At 63.0% G+C, this 16,219-nt stretch carries 12 protein-coding genes; 7 read left to right on the top strand and 5 right to left on the bottom strand.

Going from position 1 to position 16,219, the window contains the following annotated elements; translation table 11 throughout:
* The first annotated feature begins 13 nt into the window (after nucleotides 1–13).
* From JAB1_RS15910 to JAB1_RS15895, 5 genes are all read left to right on the top strand, one after another.
* On the top strand, nucleotides 14–589 hold the full coding sequence (locus JAB1_RS15910; protein WP_034784423.1) for a TerD family protein: 576 nt from the start codon (nucleotides 14–16) through the stop codon (nucleotides 587–589).
* 243 nt (nucleotides 590–832) lie between these two features.
* Nucleotides 833–2,086, top strand: coding sequence for a TerD family protein (locus tag JAB1_RS15905; protein ID WP_070280732.1), 1,254 nt, complete (start codon nucleotides 833–835; stop codon nucleotides 2,084–2,086).
* 9 nt (nucleotides 2,087–2,095) lie between these two features.
* A complete protein-coding gene (locus JAB1_RS30330; protein WP_254672119.1) occupies nucleotides 2,096–2,641 on the top strand; it encodes a TerD family protein in 546 nt (181 codons plus the stop codon).
* Entirely contained in the window at nucleotides 2,568–3,440 is an 873-nt protein-coding gene (locus tag JAB1_RS30325; protein ID WP_254672118.1) for a VWA domain-containing protein, read from the top strand. The genes JAB1_RS30330 and JAB1_RS30325 overlap by 74 nt, the downstream gene beginning before the upstream one ends.
* 164 nt (nucleotides 3,441–3,604) lie before the next feature.
* On the top strand, nucleotides 3,605–5,878 hold the full coding sequence (locus JAB1_RS15895) for an outer membrane beta-barrel family protein (RefSeq protein ID WP_070280730.1): 2,274 nt from the start codon (nucleotides 3,605–3,607) through the stop codon (nucleotides 5,876–5,878).
* Here JAB1_RS15895 and JAB1_RS15890 read toward each other — a convergent pair.
* Both JAB1_RS15890 and JAB1_RS15885 read right to left on the bottom strand, forming a co-directional pair.
* Entirely contained in the window at nucleotides 5,875–6,915 is a 1,041-nt protein-coding gene (locus JAB1_RS15890) for an SMI1/KNR4 family protein (RefSeq protein ID WP_070280728.1), read from the bottom strand. The two genes, JAB1_RS15895 and JAB1_RS15890, sit on opposite strands and share 4 nt — an antisense overlap.
* Nucleotides 6,915–7,889 (bottom strand): thymidylate synthase, encoded by a 975-nt coding sequence (locus tag JAB1_RS15885; RefSeq protein ID WP_070280726.1) that lies wholly within the window; start codon nucleotides 7,887–7,889, stop codon nucleotides 6,915–6,917. Before JAB1_RS15885 ends, JAB1_RS15890 begins: the two co-directional genes overlap by 1 nt.
* A gap of 157 nt (nucleotides 7,890–8,046) precedes the next feature.
* On the opposite strand from JAB1_RS15885, the gene JAB1_RS15880 reads away from it, so the two are divergent.
* Entirely contained in the window at nucleotides 8,047–10,800 is a 2,754-nt protein-coding gene (locus JAB1_RS15880) for an EAL domain-containing protein (RefSeq protein ID WP_083299778.1), read from the top strand.
* Nucleotides 10,801–10,998: 198 nt separating this feature from the next.
* Nucleotides 10,999–12,432: an OmpP1/FadL family transporter gene (locus JAB1_RS15875; protein ID WP_034784427.1), complete on the top strand. Its 1,434-nt coding sequence runs from the start codon at nucleotides 10,999–11,001 to the stop codon at nucleotides 12,430–12,432.
* Between the two features lie 101 nt (nucleotides 12,433–12,533).
* Here JAB1_RS15875 and JAB1_RS15870 read toward each other — a convergent pair whose 3' ends face one another.
* Genes JAB1_RS15870 through JAB1_RS15860 form a run of 3 tightly spaced genes read right to left on the bottom strand, consistent with a single transcriptional unit; the run spans nucleotide 12,534 to nucleotide 16,183 of the window.
* Nucleotides 12,534–13,625 (bottom strand): beta-eliminating lyase-related protein, encoded by a 1,092-nt coding sequence (locus tag JAB1_RS15870; protein ID WP_070280724.1) that lies wholly within the window; start codon nucleotides 13,623–13,625, stop codon nucleotides 12,534–12,536.
* Nucleotides 13,626–13,634: 9 nt separating this feature from the next.
* Nucleotides 13,635–14,309, bottom strand: a complete 675-nt coding sequence (leuE, locus tag JAB1_RS15865; RefSeq protein ID WP_070280722.1) for a leucine efflux protein LeuE — start codon at nucleotides 14,307–14,309, stop codon at nucleotides 13,635–13,637.
* An 11-nt stretch (nucleotides 14,310–14,320) separates the two neighbouring features.
* Nucleotides 14,321–16,183 carry an ABC transporter transmembrane domain-containing protein gene (locus JAB1_RS15860; protein WP_070280720.1) on the bottom strand — a complete coding sequence of 621 codons (1,863 nt, stop codon included), beginning with the start codon at nucleotides 16,181–16,183 and terminating at the stop codon, nucleotides 14,321–14,323.
* Nucleotides 16,184–16,219 lie beyond the last annotated feature (36 nt).

Raw genomic sequence — 16,219 nt, 5'->3', positions numbered from 1 at the left:
AAGAGGAATTACCATGGCGATCAGTTTGCAAAAAGGCGGCAATGTCAACCTGAGCAAGGAAGCTCCTGGCTTGAAGAAAATCGTGATTGGCCTGGGCTGGGACCCGCGCGCCACCGATGGCGCCGCATTTGACCTGGACGGCAGCGCCTTCCTGCTGAAAACGGATGGCAAGGCCCGCTCCGATGCCGATTTCATTTTTTACAACAACCTGAAGTCGGCTGACGGCTCCATCGTCCACGCGGGCGACAACACCACGGGCGGCGGCGATGGCGATGACGAGAAGGTTGCCGTCGACCTGGCCAACGTGCCTGCCGATATCGACAAGATCGCCGTGGCCGTCACCATCCACGACGCGGAAAACCGCAAGCAGAACTTCGGCATGGTCGGCAAGGCCTACATCCGCTGCCTGAATGGCGACAACGGCGCGGAAATCGCCCGCTACGACCTGTCGGAAGACGGCTCGACGGAAGCGGCCATGATCTTCGGCGAAATCTACCGCGCCGGCAGCGAATGGAAATTCAAGGCCATCGGCCAAGGCTTCAAGGGCGGCCTGGGCCCACTTGCACGTTCCTTTGGTATCAACGCTTAAGAGCTCCGGAAAACGGCCCATGGCCGCGTTGCGTCACCTCGCCGTACTATTCGTACTGTCTTCGGTGACGCGCCTTGCCCTGAACCGTTGTCCGAAGCTCTTTTAGCTTTGCATAGAACCCAGAACGTCAGTCCATGGCGGCGTTGCTCCGCCATGGACTGACTGTACATTCGTACTGTCTTCGGACGACGGGCCTTGCCTTGAGCCCTTGTCCGAAGCTCCCACACCTGAATAAATAATCGCATGGAAAACCTGATCAAGGGGCAGCGCCTGGCGCTGTCCGGCCTCGTCACGGGCAATGTCGTGCAACTGGGCCTCGCCAGCGCTGGCGTGGCGTTGGACTTTGCCTGTTTCGGCCTCGATGCCAACGGCAAGCTGTCCGACGACCGCTACATGACTTTCTTCAACCAGCCGCGCACGCCGTGTGGCGGCGTGGAAACCGTGGCGCCGTCCGGCGATGCGGCCGGTTTCAGCTACCAGCTGGAGCGTTTGCCATCCTCCATCGAGCGCCTGGTCGTCACGGCCGCCATCGATGGCGCTGCCACCATGGCGCAGCTGGGCAGCAGTTACCTGCGCCTGCTCGACGGCGGGCGCGAACTGGCCCGCTACACCTATGCGGGCGCTGATTTTGCGCAAGAAAAAGCCGTCATGCTGGGCGAGTTCTACCGCAGGGACGGCGGCTGGCGTTTCATGGCCGTGGGCCAGGGTTTTAACGGCGGGCTGGACGCGCTGGTCGCCCATTTTGGCGGTGAAGTGGCGCAGGCGGCAGCGGAAACGGCGCCATCACCCAAGATTTCCCTGTCGAAAATCTCGCTGACCAAGGCAGGCCAGACGCACAAGGTGTCGCTGGAAAAGGGCGCCGGCGCGCCGGGCAAACTCACCGTCAAGGCTACCTGGGTCGATAACGGCGATGGCGACGACGACAACGACGACCTTGATTTGCGGGTCGGCATCCTCTTGCCGAATGGCCAGATGCGCTTCATCCAGGCGCCCGATACGCCCGGCAACTTTGGCGCCATGCCCTTCGTGCGCCACCTGGGCGACGTGGCGGGCGCATCGGGCAAGGAGCCCGCCACGGAAACCGTGGAAGTCAATCCCGCTCTGGCGCAGCATTACGGCGGCACCGTGGGGCTTGTCTTCAGCGTGTATTCGGCGCTGGCCAATGGCGCCGTCTCCGTCGCTTCCATGCGGCCGAAGATGGTCATGCAATATGGCGAGCAGATCGTCGAGTGCGCGTTCGATTTCCGCCTGTCCAAGGCGGCCGACGACGATTCCGTCTATACCTATGTGATCGGCATGGCGCGCATCACGCCCGACAGCATCATTCTGGAGCCGTCGGGCAAGACGTCGGAACCGGGCAGCGAAGCGACGCCGTGGCTGAGCTGGCAGGGCGAGAACCTGCAGCTGGCCTTCAATGGTCCCGTCGTCTTCAAGGGCGAGGACAAGGAAGACGAAGATGATTTCAATGCGGACAATCCGCGCCGCTACATCGCCTAGGAGACACTGATGGAAACCTTGTCCAAAGGACAGCGCTTGCCGCTGGCCAATCTCGTTCCCGACGGCGTGCTGCAGGTCGGCGTGGCCGCACAGGGGCTGGCGCTCGACGTGGCCTGTTTCGGCCTCGATGCCAACGGCAAACTGTCCGACGAGCGCTACATGACCTTTTTCAACCAGCCGCGCACGCCATGCGGCGGCGTGGAAGCGCGTTCGGGCAGCGCTGGCGACATGACCGAATTTGCCATGCAACTGGCGCGCTTGCCGGCCAGCATAGACCGTCTCGTCGTGACGGCATCCATCGATGGCGGCGGCGTGATGTCGCAGCTGCAATCTGGCCACGTGCGCCTGCAGGCGGGAGGACGCGAACTGGCCCGCTTCGCCTTCGCGGGTAGTGATTTCGCGCAAGAAAAAGCCGTTATGCTGGCCGAACTGTACCGCAAGGATGGCGGCTGGCGCTGCATGGCCGTGGGGCAAGGTTTCAATGGGGGGGCTCGACTCCCTGGTGCGCCACTTCGGCGGCGAAGTCGACCAGGCTGCGCCTGCCGCTCTTGCTAGCCCTGCGGCGGCGTCTGCCGTCATGCAGGCGAAGATCAACCTGGAAAAGCGCGTCGAACGCGAAGCGCCGCAGCTGGTCAGCCTGGTCAAGCAGGCGGGCGTGTCGCTGCAAAAAGTGGGCTTGCTTGACCACCGCGCCAAGGTCTGCCTGTGCCTGGATATTTCCGGTTCCATGGGGCGGCTGTATATAGAGGGGCTGGTGCAGCGCTTTGCCGAACGCATCCTGGCCCTGGGCTGCAAGTTCGACGACGATGGCGAGATCGATGTTTTCCTGTTCGGCAAGAACGTCCATCATCCGGCACCCATGGACTTGAGCAACTGCAACACTTATGTGGGACGGGCGATCATCCGCCACCCGCTGGAAGGCGACACGCGCTATGGCGCCGCCATGCAGGCGATCCGCGCGTTTTACTTCCCTGACGCGGCCGGCGGCGAGCGCACGCGCCCCGTCGCGGCCGAATTGCCCGTGTACGTCATGTTCGTTACCGATGGCGGCACCAGCGACCAGGCGACGACGGAGAAACAATTGCGCTGGGCCAGCAATGAACCGATCTTCTGGCAATTCATGGGCATCGGCAAAGGGCGCAAATCGAAAAGCAAGTTCCTCGCCGCCTTTGCCGATTCCGACTTCCCCTTCCTGGAAAAGCTCGACGAATTGCAGGGACGCCTGGTCGATAATGCCAATTACTTTTCCGTCAGCTCGCCCGACGAGCACAGCGATGAGGAACTGTATGACTTGCTGATGACGGAGTATCCGGGCTGGCTGAAACTGGCACGTAGCAATGGCTTGCTGACCTAGCTGCTCCCCAAGGTGTGAGGCTGTAATGCCACAAGCGCAAGAGATTTGTAAATTGAAGTAAATTGCAATTGTTTGCCTATGCGTTGGCCCCTAGAATCATGGCATTCGATTCCCGGTTGCCACGCGTTTGCGTTGCGCCTCACAGTTCCTGGGCTATTTATTTCATGCATAAAATTGTTCTCTGCTGCCTGGCTGGCGGCAGCCTGCTGTCTGCCAATGTTTCCGCTCAGGCACAGGCCGCGGCCACCGGCGACGCCGTCGTCAAGCCGGCGCCGGCCAAGGCGCCCGCCATTGATGCACCGCCTTCCGTCAGCGTGACGGCCGAGCGTCCCACGGGCCGCATCGACCGGCAAGTCTACGACGTCAAGTCCGACGTGGGCAGCAGCAACGGCACGGCGGCCGATGCCTTGAACAATGTGCCGTCGGTGGCCGTCGACCCCGATGGCAGCGTTTCCCTGCGCGGCAGCAGCAATGTGCAGATATTGATTGATGGCAAGCCGTCAGCCATGTTGCAGGGCGATTCGCGCGGCGCCACCCTGAACGCCATGGCGGCCGACGATATCGAGTCCGTGGAAGTGATCAACAATCCCGGTGCCCAGTTCGGCAACGAAGCCGGTGGCGGCCCCATCCTGAACCTGGTGATGCGGCGCAACCGCAAGCCGGGCGGCTTTGCCACCGTCAATGCGAATGCGGGCATCGCGGGGCGCTACAACAGTGCCGTGTCCGGCACCTACAACGAAGGGCCGTGGGGCTACCAGGGCGGCATCAATGTACGCCACGACGGCCGCAATTCCGTGGGCGAGGTCAGCCGCGAGCGCCTGGAACGCGGCACGGGGGCATTTGCCCCCAGCAGCCAGCAGTCCAGCAACAATGGCTTGAACGATTCGCTGGGCTTGCACGGCACCGTGAATTACAACCTGAACGCCAACGATACCCTGGCCGCCAGCGTGTCGTATAACGGGCGCAGCAACGACCAGCGCTCGCTCGACCGCTACATCAATGGCGACAGCACGGGCAGCACCATCGGCGACTATGTGCGCAGCACCGTGCGCAACGGCGACAGCCGCAACTACAGCTGGGGCGCGCGCTACGACCACAAGGGAGAGTTGCCGGGAGAATCGCTGAAGATCGACTTGCGCGTTTCGTCGTCGACCAACGAGAGCGACAGCGATTACGCCAATACCTACGCGGTGACGCCCGTGAATGCCTTCGACAGCCGCGCGCGCCAGCACAGCGAGACGGGCAACCGCATCGTCGACTTCAGCGGCGACTACGAGCGTCCGCTGGCGGGCGGCACGGCCAAGCTGGGCTACAAGCTAGCCGACAACAAGAGCAGTTTCGATACCTTATATACGGACATCAATCCGGGCAGCCTGCTGGAGACCGTCAATCCAATGCGCAGCAACCGTTTCGAGCTAGACGAGCGCACCATCGCGCTGTACGGTTCCTACCAGATGCGCCTGACCGAGCGCTGGGGCGCGCTGGCCGGCTTGCGCGCCGAATACACGGACTTGAACGTGCGCCAGATCACCAGCGGCGTCGAGGCCAGCAACAACTACGTCAACTATATTCCCAGCCTGTTCGCTACTTATAAGGTTAGCGACGAGAGCAACCTGCGCTTCAGCTATGCGCACCGCATCCGCCGTCCGAATGCGGGCGACCTGAATCCTTACGTGGTCTACCGCGACGAGTTCAATGTGTCGGCCGGCAATCCCAAGCTGAAACCCACGCAGACGGACTCGTTCGAGATCGGTTATGAAACGAAGATCGCGGGCCTGGAAAGCAGCTTGCGCGCCTACCACCGGCGCGACACGGACGCCATCGTCGATTACCGCTACTTTATCAGCGACAATGTGCTCTTGACCACGCGCGAAAACGGTGAAGGCAGCCATTCGAGCGGCCTGGAATTCAGCGTCAGCGGCAAGCTGACGCCATCGCTGACCCTGAACACGAGCGGCAACCTGGCGCGCAGCCAGCAGACGAGTTCGGACGACCTGGGCAACCGCAGCACGCGCACGGCGAATGCCCTGAGCGGCCGCGCGCGCCTCAATTACCAGGTCAATCCCGCCAACCAGCTGCAGCTGGCCCTGCAAATGCAAGGCAAGATGCTGTCGGGACAGGGCTACCGCTCGCCGAACAACACCTTGAATGTGAGCTGGCGCCATACGGTGACGCCGCAGTTGAGCCTGGTCATGAATGTGACCGATGTGTTCAGTAGCAACAAGATGGAAACCGTCATCAACAGTGCTTCCCTGCGCGAGACGAGCACGCGGCGCTTCGATGGACGCATGATTTATGTGGGGCTGTCGTACCGCCTGGGCGGCGCCACGTCGGCGGCGAAAGAGGGCGAGCGCGAACCGCGTTTCGGCCCGCCGGGCGGACGCGGCTCAGGCGGCCCCGGCCCTGGCCCGGGCGGTCCGGGAGGCGAAGCAGGCTAGGTCGCTGTCGCGATCTCGTTCAGGAAGTCGATGAAACTGTCCGCATGGCGCTCGAAGCGCCATGTACCCATGCCATGTTCGGCACGATACACGGGGGCATCGCCATCGGCGACGGCGCCAAGGTCCAGACAATATGGATCGGCGCCCGCATCGGCGATCACCAGATACTGCTCCGGCCAGCCGGCGATGGCTTCACCGCTGACGGGATTCCAGGCGTAACCGTGCTGGGCCTTGATGAGCCCGGCCGCGCCATACAGGCTCAAACCCTGGAAATACTGCCGGCTGTCGATAAACACGCGCAGCGGCGAATGGCAAGCCAGGAAGCGCCGGTAGTGCTCCGGCAAGGCCCAGCGCTGCGCGATGCCGGCCATGTCGGCGGCGCTGGCGATGGTCAGCCAGTTCGATGGCTGCGCCAGGTCCTGCTCCTTCTTGCGACTGGCGGCCAGCTTTTTCTCCAGCCTGGCCGCGGCTTTTTCCAGCGGTGTGCGGGGATCCTCGAGCGACGCGTGGGTGGCGGGCACGGCATGGCCTGCGCCATCCGGATAAGCGTCGTGCTGCCAGGCCAGCACGTCGGCCAGCCGTAGCTGTTCTGCCTTCCAGTGGCCGGGATCGTAAGGCAACCCCGCATCGAAAGGCTGGCGGCTGAACACGGCCAGGCTTTTGACGGCCTTGGCGCGCACGCTCAGCTTGGCATTTTCCGCAGTGGCCAGGGCCACGAGCGGAGCATACGCCGCCTTGCCCATGCTTTTGAGCATGCCATCTACGCCCCAGTAGGCGAGGCCGTCCATATCGAGGCTCCAGCTGAAAAAATCGCCGTATTCGCCCGGCTCGGCCAGGGCGACGATATCCGTCATCAGGAAGGCGCGCCAGTGCAGCAGCTGGCCGTCCCTGGCGTAGGCGCTCAGGATGGCGAGCACGGCTTGCCGTTCGTCGGCAGCATGCTTTTTCAGCAGCCTGTCCTTCAGGCGGGCAAACTTGTTTCCGTCGGTTTCATCAAACAGCTTGCGGTGCAGGGCTGCCAGCGGTGCGACCGCCATCAGACGGCCATCGCGGCCTTGATGGGCGCGTGATGTTCATAGCCTTCCAGCGAGAAATCCGATGGCTCGATTTTTTCCAGCCATTCCGGCTCGTACTTGCCGGTATTGGCAAAGTCGGGCACGCGGTCGGAAATGACGAAACGCGGCGCCGGGAACGGTGTGCGCTTGAGCTGTTCTTCCACCATGTCGAGGTGGTTTTCATAAATGTGCGCGTCGCCGATGAAATACGTGAACCAGCGCGGCGTGTAACCCGTCAGGCGCGCCACCAGGTGCAGCAGGGCCGCGCCTTCGGCGATGTTGAACGGCGTGCCCAAGCCGATGTCGTTGCTGCGCACATATAAGCACAGCGAGATTTCGCGCGTGCTGGCGTTCGGGATGAACTGGTACAGCAAATGGCAGGCGGGCAGGGCGACGGCGTCCAGCACGGCCGGGTTCCAGCCGTGGAACAGGATGCGGCGGCTGCCGGGGTTGTGCATGATGGTGTCCAGGCATTCGCGCAACTGGTCGACGGCCTTGTACAGCAGCACTTTCTGCACGCCGTTTTCGGCGATCGGGGCGATCAGGGTGAAACCGTTAGCCTGTGCATCGGCGATCTGTGCCGGCTGGTCGGCGTCCAGCAGTTTATACGCGGGCCATTGGCGCCATTGCACGCCGTACACGGGGCCCAGGTCATCCTCGCCTTCGCGGTAGGGGTTGGCCAGCCATTGCGCATTTTCATTGGCGTTCTGGTCCCAGACTTTACAGCCCAGTGCGCGGAACTCGGCCGCGTTGCGCGAGGCGCGCAGGAAGGCGCACAATTCGCCGATCACGGATTTGAAAGCCAGTTTCTTGGTCGTCACGGCAGGGAAATTGCCGTTGGCCAAGTCGAAACGCATCATGGCGCCCGGCACGCTCAGGGTGCGGATGCCTGTGCGGTTGTCTTGCCAGCTGCCCGTTTCGAGCACGGTCTTGATCAAATCTTGATATTGCTGCATGTATTTCTCCAACGGTAAGGATGGTGATTGTAACGCAGGCGCGACAGGCGGGCTGCGGCCCGCACACATAATTACGCTGCTGTCTTACCTGCAAACATGACTCTGTGGTAATTTGTGTGTCCTTGAAGAAATACATAGAAACGGCAGATGCTGCACCATGTTCTTGCGACAATTTGTAAATAATAATAACGCCGCCGTGGTGGAGATGAGCAGGGCCGATTTTCTCAAGGCCAACCTGCGCCTGATCCTGGCCTGGCCCTTGCTGGGGTTGATCCTGTGCGCCGTACTGTGGACGGCCACCTTGCTGCAGCTGGAGGCGGAAAAGAAGGTGGCGCAGCAGCAGGCGCTCGACAGCGTGTCTTCCTTGTCGAAAGCGTATGGCCAGTATCTGCTGCGCACCCTGGAGCAGATGGACCAGCTGACCTTGCAGCTCAAATACGAGTGGGAGAATTCGCGCGGCCAGCTGCGTCTCGACCAATTGAAGACGCAGGGCATGTATGCCTTGCCGCAATTTGCCATCGTCGCCATCCTCGACCGCAAGGGCCACGCCGTGACGGCCACGGCGCCGCTGCAGCGCCTGCGGGTCAACGAGCGCAGCGATTTTCTGTTGCGCCACTGGCGCAGCAATTCCAGTGCGCTGCGCATCGCGCTGGGGAGGGCCAATGCTGCCAGCGAGGCGGCGGTGCCGGGCGCCGATGAAAGCCTCGTGCATTTCACGCGCCGGCTGGAAGACGAGGATGGCAATTTTGACGGCGTGCTGCTGATCTCCATCCATTCCAGCTATTTTTCCGAATTCTACAACAGCGTCAGTTTTGGCAAGTTCGGCATGTCGGCCATGGTGGGCGAGGAGGGTGAGCTGTTCAGCACGCGCCTTGGCTCGCGCGTGTTGCCGACCCCGAGCGGCGAGGACACGCCGTTTCTCGACACCAGCTTCCTAGAAACGGAGAGCGGTGCCCTGCATTCGGGCGGCAGGATCGCTTTTTCCGACCAGCAAAGCCGCTACGTGGGCTGGCAGGCGCTGAAAGCCTATCCGTTTACGGCCGTGGTCGGATTGTCGGACGGCGAAATGCTGCATCCCTACGAGGAAACGCGCACGATATATATCGGCATCGCCTTTGCCGTCACCTTGCTGCTGCTGGCCTTTGCCGCCGTCGCCACCGTGCTGTCGCTGCGCCTGGCGTGGCGCCACCACCAGTCCGAGGGCGTGCGCAATGCCTACCGCATGGCCACCGAAGGCACGAGCGACGGCTTCTACATCATTGCCGCCCTGCGCGGCACGGATGGCAGCATCCTCGATTTCGAGATCGTCGACTGCAACGAGCCGGGCGCCGGCTACTTTGGCGTGCGCCGCGAACAGTTGCTGGGCATGCGCCTGCAATCGCGCGCCCACGAGCCGTATTTCCGCGACCTGATCCATAATTACCGGGCCGCCATGGTCTCCGGCTTTTCCGAGGAAGAGATCGAGCTGCCGGAAGGCAACCCCTTCAAGCTGCGCTGGATACGCCGGCGCCTGGTGCGCAGCGGCGACCGCCTGGCCGTCACGCTGCAAGACATCAGCACGGCCAAGGAGCACGAGCGCGACCTGCGCCGCCTGGCCAATGAAGATGGCTTGACGGGCTTGCCCAACCGCTACTGGCTGCAGCAATTCCTGCCCGGCGCCCTGGGCCGTGCCGCCATCGCGCGGCACATGCTGGCGCTGCTGTTCATCGACCTGGACGGCTTCAAGGATATCAACGACACGCAGGGGCACGCCGAGGGCGACAAGGTGCTGCGTGCCGCCTCGCTGCGCCTGAAAGCGGTGCTGCGGCCCGGCGATCACGTGGTGCGCCTGGGCGGCGACGAATTCGTCGTCGTGCTCGACCCGGTGGAGGACGACAGCCGCGCCGAGCAGGTGGCGCAGCGCATCGCCATCGCCTTCGATGAACCGTTTTACCTGGGCAGCGAGCGCCACAAGATGGGTGCGTCGATCGGCATCAGCCTGTATCCGCGCGATGGCGCCGAGACGGAAGTGCTGCTGAAGAACGCCGATATCGCCATGTATGCCGTCAAGGTGGCGGGCAAGGGCCATCACCGTTTCTTCCAGCCGGAACTGTTTGAAACCATCCGCAACCGCCGCGAACTGGAGCAAAGCCTGGTGGCGGCGCTGGAGCAGGACCAGTTCCTCGTCGTCTACCAGCCGCGGGTCGATGCCATGAGCGGGCAGCTGTGCAGCATGGAGGCGCTGGTGCGCTGGCACCATCCGCAGCATGGCATGGTGCCGCCGCTGGAATTCATCCCCGTGGCCGAGAGCAGCGGCCTCATTTCGCAGCTGGGCGAAGTCGTCATCGAAAAGGTGTGCCTGCAGATGGCGCGCTGGCAAGCCAGCGGGCTGGAACTGGTGCCCGTGTCCATCAACGTCTCGGCGCGCCAGTTCGGCCGTGGCGACGTGCACCAGGTGCTGGCCTCGGCCCTGACGCGCCACCGCATCGATGCGCGGCTGATCGAGGTGGAAATCACGGAATCGGCCATGATGGATGAACAGAACCGCGCCGTGGAGCAGCTGTCCGCCATCCGCGCGCTAGGCGTGCGCCTGCTGGTCGACGATTTCGGCACGGGATATTCCTCGCTGTCGCAGCTGCAGAAGTTCGCCATGGATGGCTTGAAGATCGACCGCGCCTTCACCATGGAGCTGGGCCGCTCGGAGCAGGGCGAAGTGTTCGTGCGCGCCATCCTGTCGATGGCGCATGCGCTGGGCATGAGCGTGGTGGCCGAAGGGGTGGAGACGCGCGAGCAGCTCGACATCCTGCGCGCCCTGCAATGCAACGAGGTGCAGGGCTATTTCATCTCGCGCCCCGTGCCCGCCGAACAGATGCTGTCGCTGATGCATCAGCGCTTTCTGATACCGCTTCCAGCCCCTGCGCTGGCACTGTAGAAGGTCGTATGCGCAAGAAAAACAACGCCGTTTCATAAAAAGAGCGAACGTTCGCTTTTTTCTAAAAAATATTATATGCTTCGCTCATGCCGTCAGTGAATTGGAGTTCACGGCGGCAAGAAAAGTGCAAGACGGGGCAGCTGGATATGCCCGCGATAGTGTGCCGAAGACAATTTCATATAATAAAGAGAGACTAACTTGAAACATAAATATCTGCCCCTCCTGATCGTTGCCGCATTCGCCGGCATTTCCTCCACCGCACAAGCATCGGGCTACCGTTTCGGTTCGCAAAGCGTTTCCGCCCAGGGCACGGCCGATGCCAGCGGCGCCGAAGCGGCCGATGCATCGACCATTTTCTACAATCCGGCCGGTCTGTCGCGCCTGGAAGGCACGCAGTTCATGGGCGGCGGCACCCTGGTGGTACCGCATTCGACCTATGAAGACACGGGTTCGAGGACGTTCACCGGCCGCACGCCGGGCGGCACGACCAAGGACTATGCGCCGGACGCCGTCTTTGCGCCAGCCCTGTATGCCAGCAAGAAGGTCAATGATCAATGGACGGTCGGCATGGGCCTGTTCGTGCCATACGGCGCCAAGCTCGACTACGGCAATGACTGGAGCGGCCGCTATGCGATCACCAACATCAAGCTCGAAGCCATCGCCCTGAATCCTTCCGTTTCCTTCAAGGTCAATGAACACCACTCCTTCGGCTTCGGCGTCACCGCTGAACACATGAAGGCGGAACTGGGCCAGGCAGTCGACGTGCCGGGTTCCGTGGCCTTCCTGGCCCAGCACGCGCCAGCCGCGTCGCAAGCCTTCCTGGCCAATATCGCCAAGACGCAGGGCCTGGCCGCCGCGCAGGCAGCCGGCGCCGCACTGAAGGGCGCCAAGGATGGCCATGCCTCGATGGATGGCGATGACTGGGGCTTCGGCTTCAACCTGGGCTACCTGTACCAGATGAATGAAGGCACGCGTTTCGGCATTTCCTACCGTTCGTCGATTTCGCACAAGCTGAAAGGCGACACGATCTGGGACTTCTCGCAAGTGTCGGACAACGCCGCCGTGAATGCCTTCATCGCCAAGGCATCGAACAAGGTCAATTCCAAGGCGCTGGTCGAAGTGCGCACGCCGGAAACCCTGTCGGTCAACGCCTTCCATCAGATGGATGATCGTTGGGCCTTGATGGGCGACGTTACCTGGACGCGCACTTCGCGCCTGCAGAACCTGGACATCCAGTTCCCGCCGACGGCCGAAGGCCCGGAGCGCATCCGCCAGCAGTGGAAGAACACCTACCGCGTGTCGCTGGGCACCAACTACAAGTACAGCGAAAACCTGCTGCTGCGCGCCGGTATCGCGCATGACCAGGCGCCAGTGCGCAGCGCCGAGCTGCGTCATCCAGCGCTGCCGGACAGCGACCGCATGCAGTACTCGATCGGCGCGAACTGGAAGCTGAACGCCAACTCCTCGCTCGACCTGGCTTACAGCTTCATCGACTTCAAGGATGCCACTGTCAACTACAAGAATGACTGCTCGCCGGTGACCCCTGGCTGCACCGGCAACGGTGAAACCACCAAGGGCCTGTTCAAGACCCGCATGCAGTTGATCGGTCTCGCTTACAACTACAAGTTCTAAGCAGGTAGTGGCGGCCAACCCGGCCGCCATGAAATGAAAAAAGCGCCTTCGGGCGCTTTTTTTTGGGGTGTCGCGACTGTGGCGCTGCCGGCTTGCGCCGATTATGCCGTGCCGCGCATCGCCTGATCCAGCAAGGTCAATGCCAGCCGCACGGTGTCGTCCGGCAGTTCCAGCAACTGGTCTCCCACATACCATTCCACCACGCTGTGCCCGGGAAGCGCTGCGTGGCTGGCGCGGCCGAACAGCCAGATGCCGTGGTCTTCGGCCAGCTGATTGCGGATGGCGACGGCCCGCTCGCGCGAGACGGGCAGGTGCAGGTGCAGCATGTTGGCTTGCGGCTGGGCGGGATTGACGGCAATCGACGGGAAGTCGCGCAGCAGCGCGTACAGCCACTGTGTGCGTGCAAAATACTGCGGCATGGCGGCCAGGCGCGCGTCGAACTGCATGGCGGCGGCCACCACGTACGGCGTGCGGTGCACGATATTGCCGCCCTGGCGGCGGAACCACTCGCGCGCCCGCTCGACGAACGGGCGGCTGCCGGCCAGCATGGCGCCACCGAGGCCGCCGATGCCCTTGTACAGCGACACGTACACGGAATCAAAGCCATCGCAGATGGCGGGCAGGGATTGGCCGAAACCGGCTTGTGCTTCCCACAGGCGCGCGCCATCCATGTGCAAATGGATGTTGTGCTCGCGGCAGTGCCGCTTGATGTCATTCAATTCATCCCACGATGGACACTGGCCGCCGATTTCCCGCATCGGCAGCTCGACCTGCGCGGCGCCCAGCGCATCGGGCACGGCGCGCAAGTCGTCCACCGTCCACGGGCGGTGCGGGTCGCCGAGCATCAAGCCCTTGAAGTGCTCGAGCAGTTCATGGTTGCCCCGTTCGTGGCGCAGGATGTGTGAGGTCGGGTGCAGCGCCACCAGGGGCGAACCCCGGTCCTGGCAGGCCAGGCGCAGGGCCGTCACTTGCGTCATGGTGCCCGTGATGCAGAACACGGCCGCCTCGAAGCCGAGCAGGCTGGCGATCTTGTTCTCGAACTGTTCGATCAGCGCGCCTTCGCCATAGGTGTCGTGCGCAACGTGGTTGGCGTCGCACCAGGCGGCCATGGCGGCGAAGGTGGCCGCTGGCGTGGGCTGGCGGTGGCCAGGCAGGACGGTATGGCAGCGCTGGCGCAGCTCAAGTTCGTTCACGGGAATTCCTTACAGTGTGGCAGTGGCGAGCTTCGCGCCAAAGCCGATGAACATGGCGCCCACGCCGCCGCCCATGCCGGCCGAGAGGCGGCGACGGCGGCGGAAGGTCTCGGCCAGGCGCGCGCCGACAAAGATGATGGCCGTCAAGTAGGTAAAGCTGATCACCTGGCAGATCAGGCCCAGGCCGATGAAGGACAGTACTGGGTTCGGGAAGGCAGGGTCGACGAACTGTATGAAAAACGAGATGAAGAACAGGATCGCCTTCGGGTTCATCAGGCTGATGATCAGCGCCTTGCGGAATGGATCGCTTTCCTTGACGGGGCTTGGCGCCGCTGCCGCTTCACCGTCGACGGAGCTTGGCGCGCGCAGCTTGCGCCAGCAGCCGATCAGCATTTGCAGGCCGATCCAGCCCAGGTAGGCGGCGCCGATGTATTTCACCACGTAGAACAGGGCCGGGCTGGCTTTCAGCAGCGAGGCCACGCCGCAGGCCGACAGCACCATCAATATCAGATCGCCGGCGAAGATGCCGAAGGCGCCCTGATAGGCCGGCCGCACGCCGCGCTGGGCGGCGACCGACAGCACATACATGGAATTGGGACCGGGCAGGATGACGATGAAGATCGTCCCCAATAAAAAGGTCCAGAAATCGGTGATGCCCAGGTTGGCGTGGAAAAGTGCGTTCATGATGGTTCTGTTTAATTGATTTGTGCGTGATGAAATTGCAGTGCCGCGAGGTTGGCATAGATGCCTTTCATGGCCACCAGCGAGGCGTGCGTGCCCGTCTCGACGATCTTGCCGTCTTCCATGACGATGATGCGGTCAGCCCGCTGCACGGTCGCCAGGCGGTGCGCGATGATGACCGTGGTGCGGCCCACCATGGCCGCTTCCAGCGCCTTTTGCACCAGGCGTTCCGATTCCGCGTCCAGCGCGCTGGTCGCTTCGTCGAGCAGCAGCAGCGGCGGGTTTTTCAGCAGGGCGCGGGCGATGGCGATGCGCTGGCGCTGGCCGCCGGACAGGCGCACGCCCCGTTCGCCGAGGAAGGATTTGTAGCCGTTCGGCAGGCGTTCGATGAATTCGTGGGCGGCCGCCATCTTCGCGGCGGCGATGACTTCCTCGTCGCTGGCGCCGGCGCGGCCATAGCGGATGTTTTCCATGGCGTCGGCCGAGAAGATCACCGTATCTTGCGGCACGATGCCGATGGCGTCGCGCAAGGTGTGCAGGTCGAGCTGTTTGATGTCCACGCCATCGAGGCGGATGCTGCCGCTTTGCGGGTCATAAAAACGCAGGAACAGCTGGAACAGGGTGGTCTTGCCGGCGCCCGACGGACCCACGACGGCCACGGTTTCGCCGGCGCGGATGTCGAGGCTGACGTGGTCCAGCGCGTGGGTGTCCGGACGCGACGGATACGAGAACATGACATCGTCCAGCGACAGGGCGGCGCCAGTCGCGGCGCGCGCGGGCAGCGGCAGCGACGTGGCCGGCGATGCGATTTCCGATTTCACGGCCATCAGTTCCAGCAGGCGCTCGGTGGCGCCGGCGGCGCGCTGCGCTTCGCCCATCACCTCGGACAGGGCGCCGATGGCGCCGGCCACGATGGACGCGTACAGGATGAACTGGCCCAGGTCTCCGCCCGTCATCGAGCCTTCCAGCACGGCGCGCGCGCCCAGCCACAAGACAAACACGATGGTGCCGAAGACCAGCAGGATGGCGATCATGGTCAGCAAGGCACGGGCGCGGATGCGGCGCATGGCCGTCATGAAGGCGCCTTCGACGGAGTCGCCGAAGCGTTTCGATTCGATCTTCTCGTGCGTAAACGCCTGCACGGTGGGCATGGCGTTGAGGATTTCGCCGGCCATGGCCGACGCGTCGGCGATGCGGTCCTGCGAATCACGCGACAGCTTGCGCACCTTGCGGCCAAACACGATGATGGGCACGACGACAAGGATCAAGAGGCCGATGATGATGCCGGCCAGCTTGGCGCTGGTGACGAACAGCATCACCAGGCCGCCCAGGAACAGCAGCACATTGCGCAGCGCCATGGAAATGCTGGTGCCGACCACGGCCTGGATCAGGGTCGTGTCGGTGGTGATGCGCGACAGGACTTCGCCCGTCTGCGTGGTTTCAAAGAATGCGGGGCTTTGCGTGACGACGTGGCGGTACACGGCGCTGCGGATGTCGGCCGTGACGCGCTCGCCCAGCCATGACACCGTATAGAAGCGCGCCGCCGTGGCCAGCGCCAGGATGGACGCCACGCCAAACAGGGCGAGGAACACCAGGTCGACGTGCTGGATGCTTTTTGATCCGGCCGCGCCGCCGAAGCCGAGGTCGATCATCTGCTTGAATGCGGCGGGAATGGCGAGGGTCGAGGCGGCGGCCACCACCAGCGCGATACCGGCCAGGAAGAACTGCTTGCGGTACGGCGTCAGAAAGGGCATCAAGCCCTTGAAGGCGGCCAGGCTGCCTTTTTTCAGTTCGCGGCTGGTGCCGGTGTCGGGAGTCGGTGCGGTGCTTGCGGCGGTTGCTGTACTCGTACTGCCTGTTTCTGTGCTGGTTGTCATTGTTTTTCGCTTAGTATTTACTGTATTTTGTACTGC

Origin of the sequence: Janthinobacterium sp. MP5059B (assembly GCF_001758645.1) — a bacterium.
Lineage (GTDB): Bacteria > Pseudomonadota > Gammaproteobacteria > Burkholderiales > Burkholderiaceae_D > Janthinobacterium > Janthinobacterium lividum.
The sequence above is the reverse complement of the archived record's forward strand: the minus strand, read 5'-3'. Positions and strand labels throughout refer to the sequence as shown.

Excerpts from the sequence above, each read along its gene's own strand:
- JAB1_RS15910 (WP_034784423.1), top strand. The coding sequence starts at position 14 with ATGGCGATCAGTTTGCAAAAAGGCGGCAATGTCAACCTGAGCAAGGAA.
- JAB1_RS15905 (WP_070280732.1), top strand. The coding sequence starts at position 833 with ATGGAAAACCTGATCAAGGGGCAGCGCCTGGCGCTGTCCGGCCTCGTC.
- JAB1_RS30330 (WP_254672119.1), top strand. The coding sequence starts at position 2,096 with ATGGAAACCTTGTCCAAAGGACAGCGCTTGCCGCTGGCCAATCTCGTT.
- JAB1_RS30325 (WP_254672118.1), top strand. The coding sequence starts at position 2,568 with ATGGGGGGGCTCGACTCCCTGGTGCGCCACTTCGGCGGCGAAGTCGAC.
- JAB1_RS15895 (WP_070280730.1), top strand. The coding sequence starts at position 3,605 with ATGCATAAAATTGTTCTCTGCTGCCTGGCTGGCGGCAGCCTGCTGTCT.
- JAB1_RS15890 (WP_070280728.1), bottom strand. The coding sequence starts at position 6,915 with ATGGCGGTCGCACCGCTGGCAGCCCTGCACCGCAAGCTGTTTGATGAA.
- JAB1_RS15885 (WP_070280726.1), bottom strand. The coding sequence starts at position 7,889 with ATGCAGCAATATCAAGATTTGATCAAGACCGTGCTCGAAACGGGCAGC.
- JAB1_RS15880 (WP_083299778.1), top strand. The coding sequence starts at position 8,047 with ATGTTCTTGCGACAATTTGTAAATAATAATAACGCCGCCGTGGTGGAG.
- leuE (WP_070280722.1), bottom strand. The coding sequence starts at position 14,309 with ATGAACGCACTTTTCCACGCCAACCTGGGCATCACCGATTTCTGGACC.
- JAB1_RS15860 (WP_070280720.1), bottom strand. The coding sequence starts at position 16,183 with ATGACAACCAGCACAGAAACAGGCAGTACGAGTACAGCAACCGCCGCA.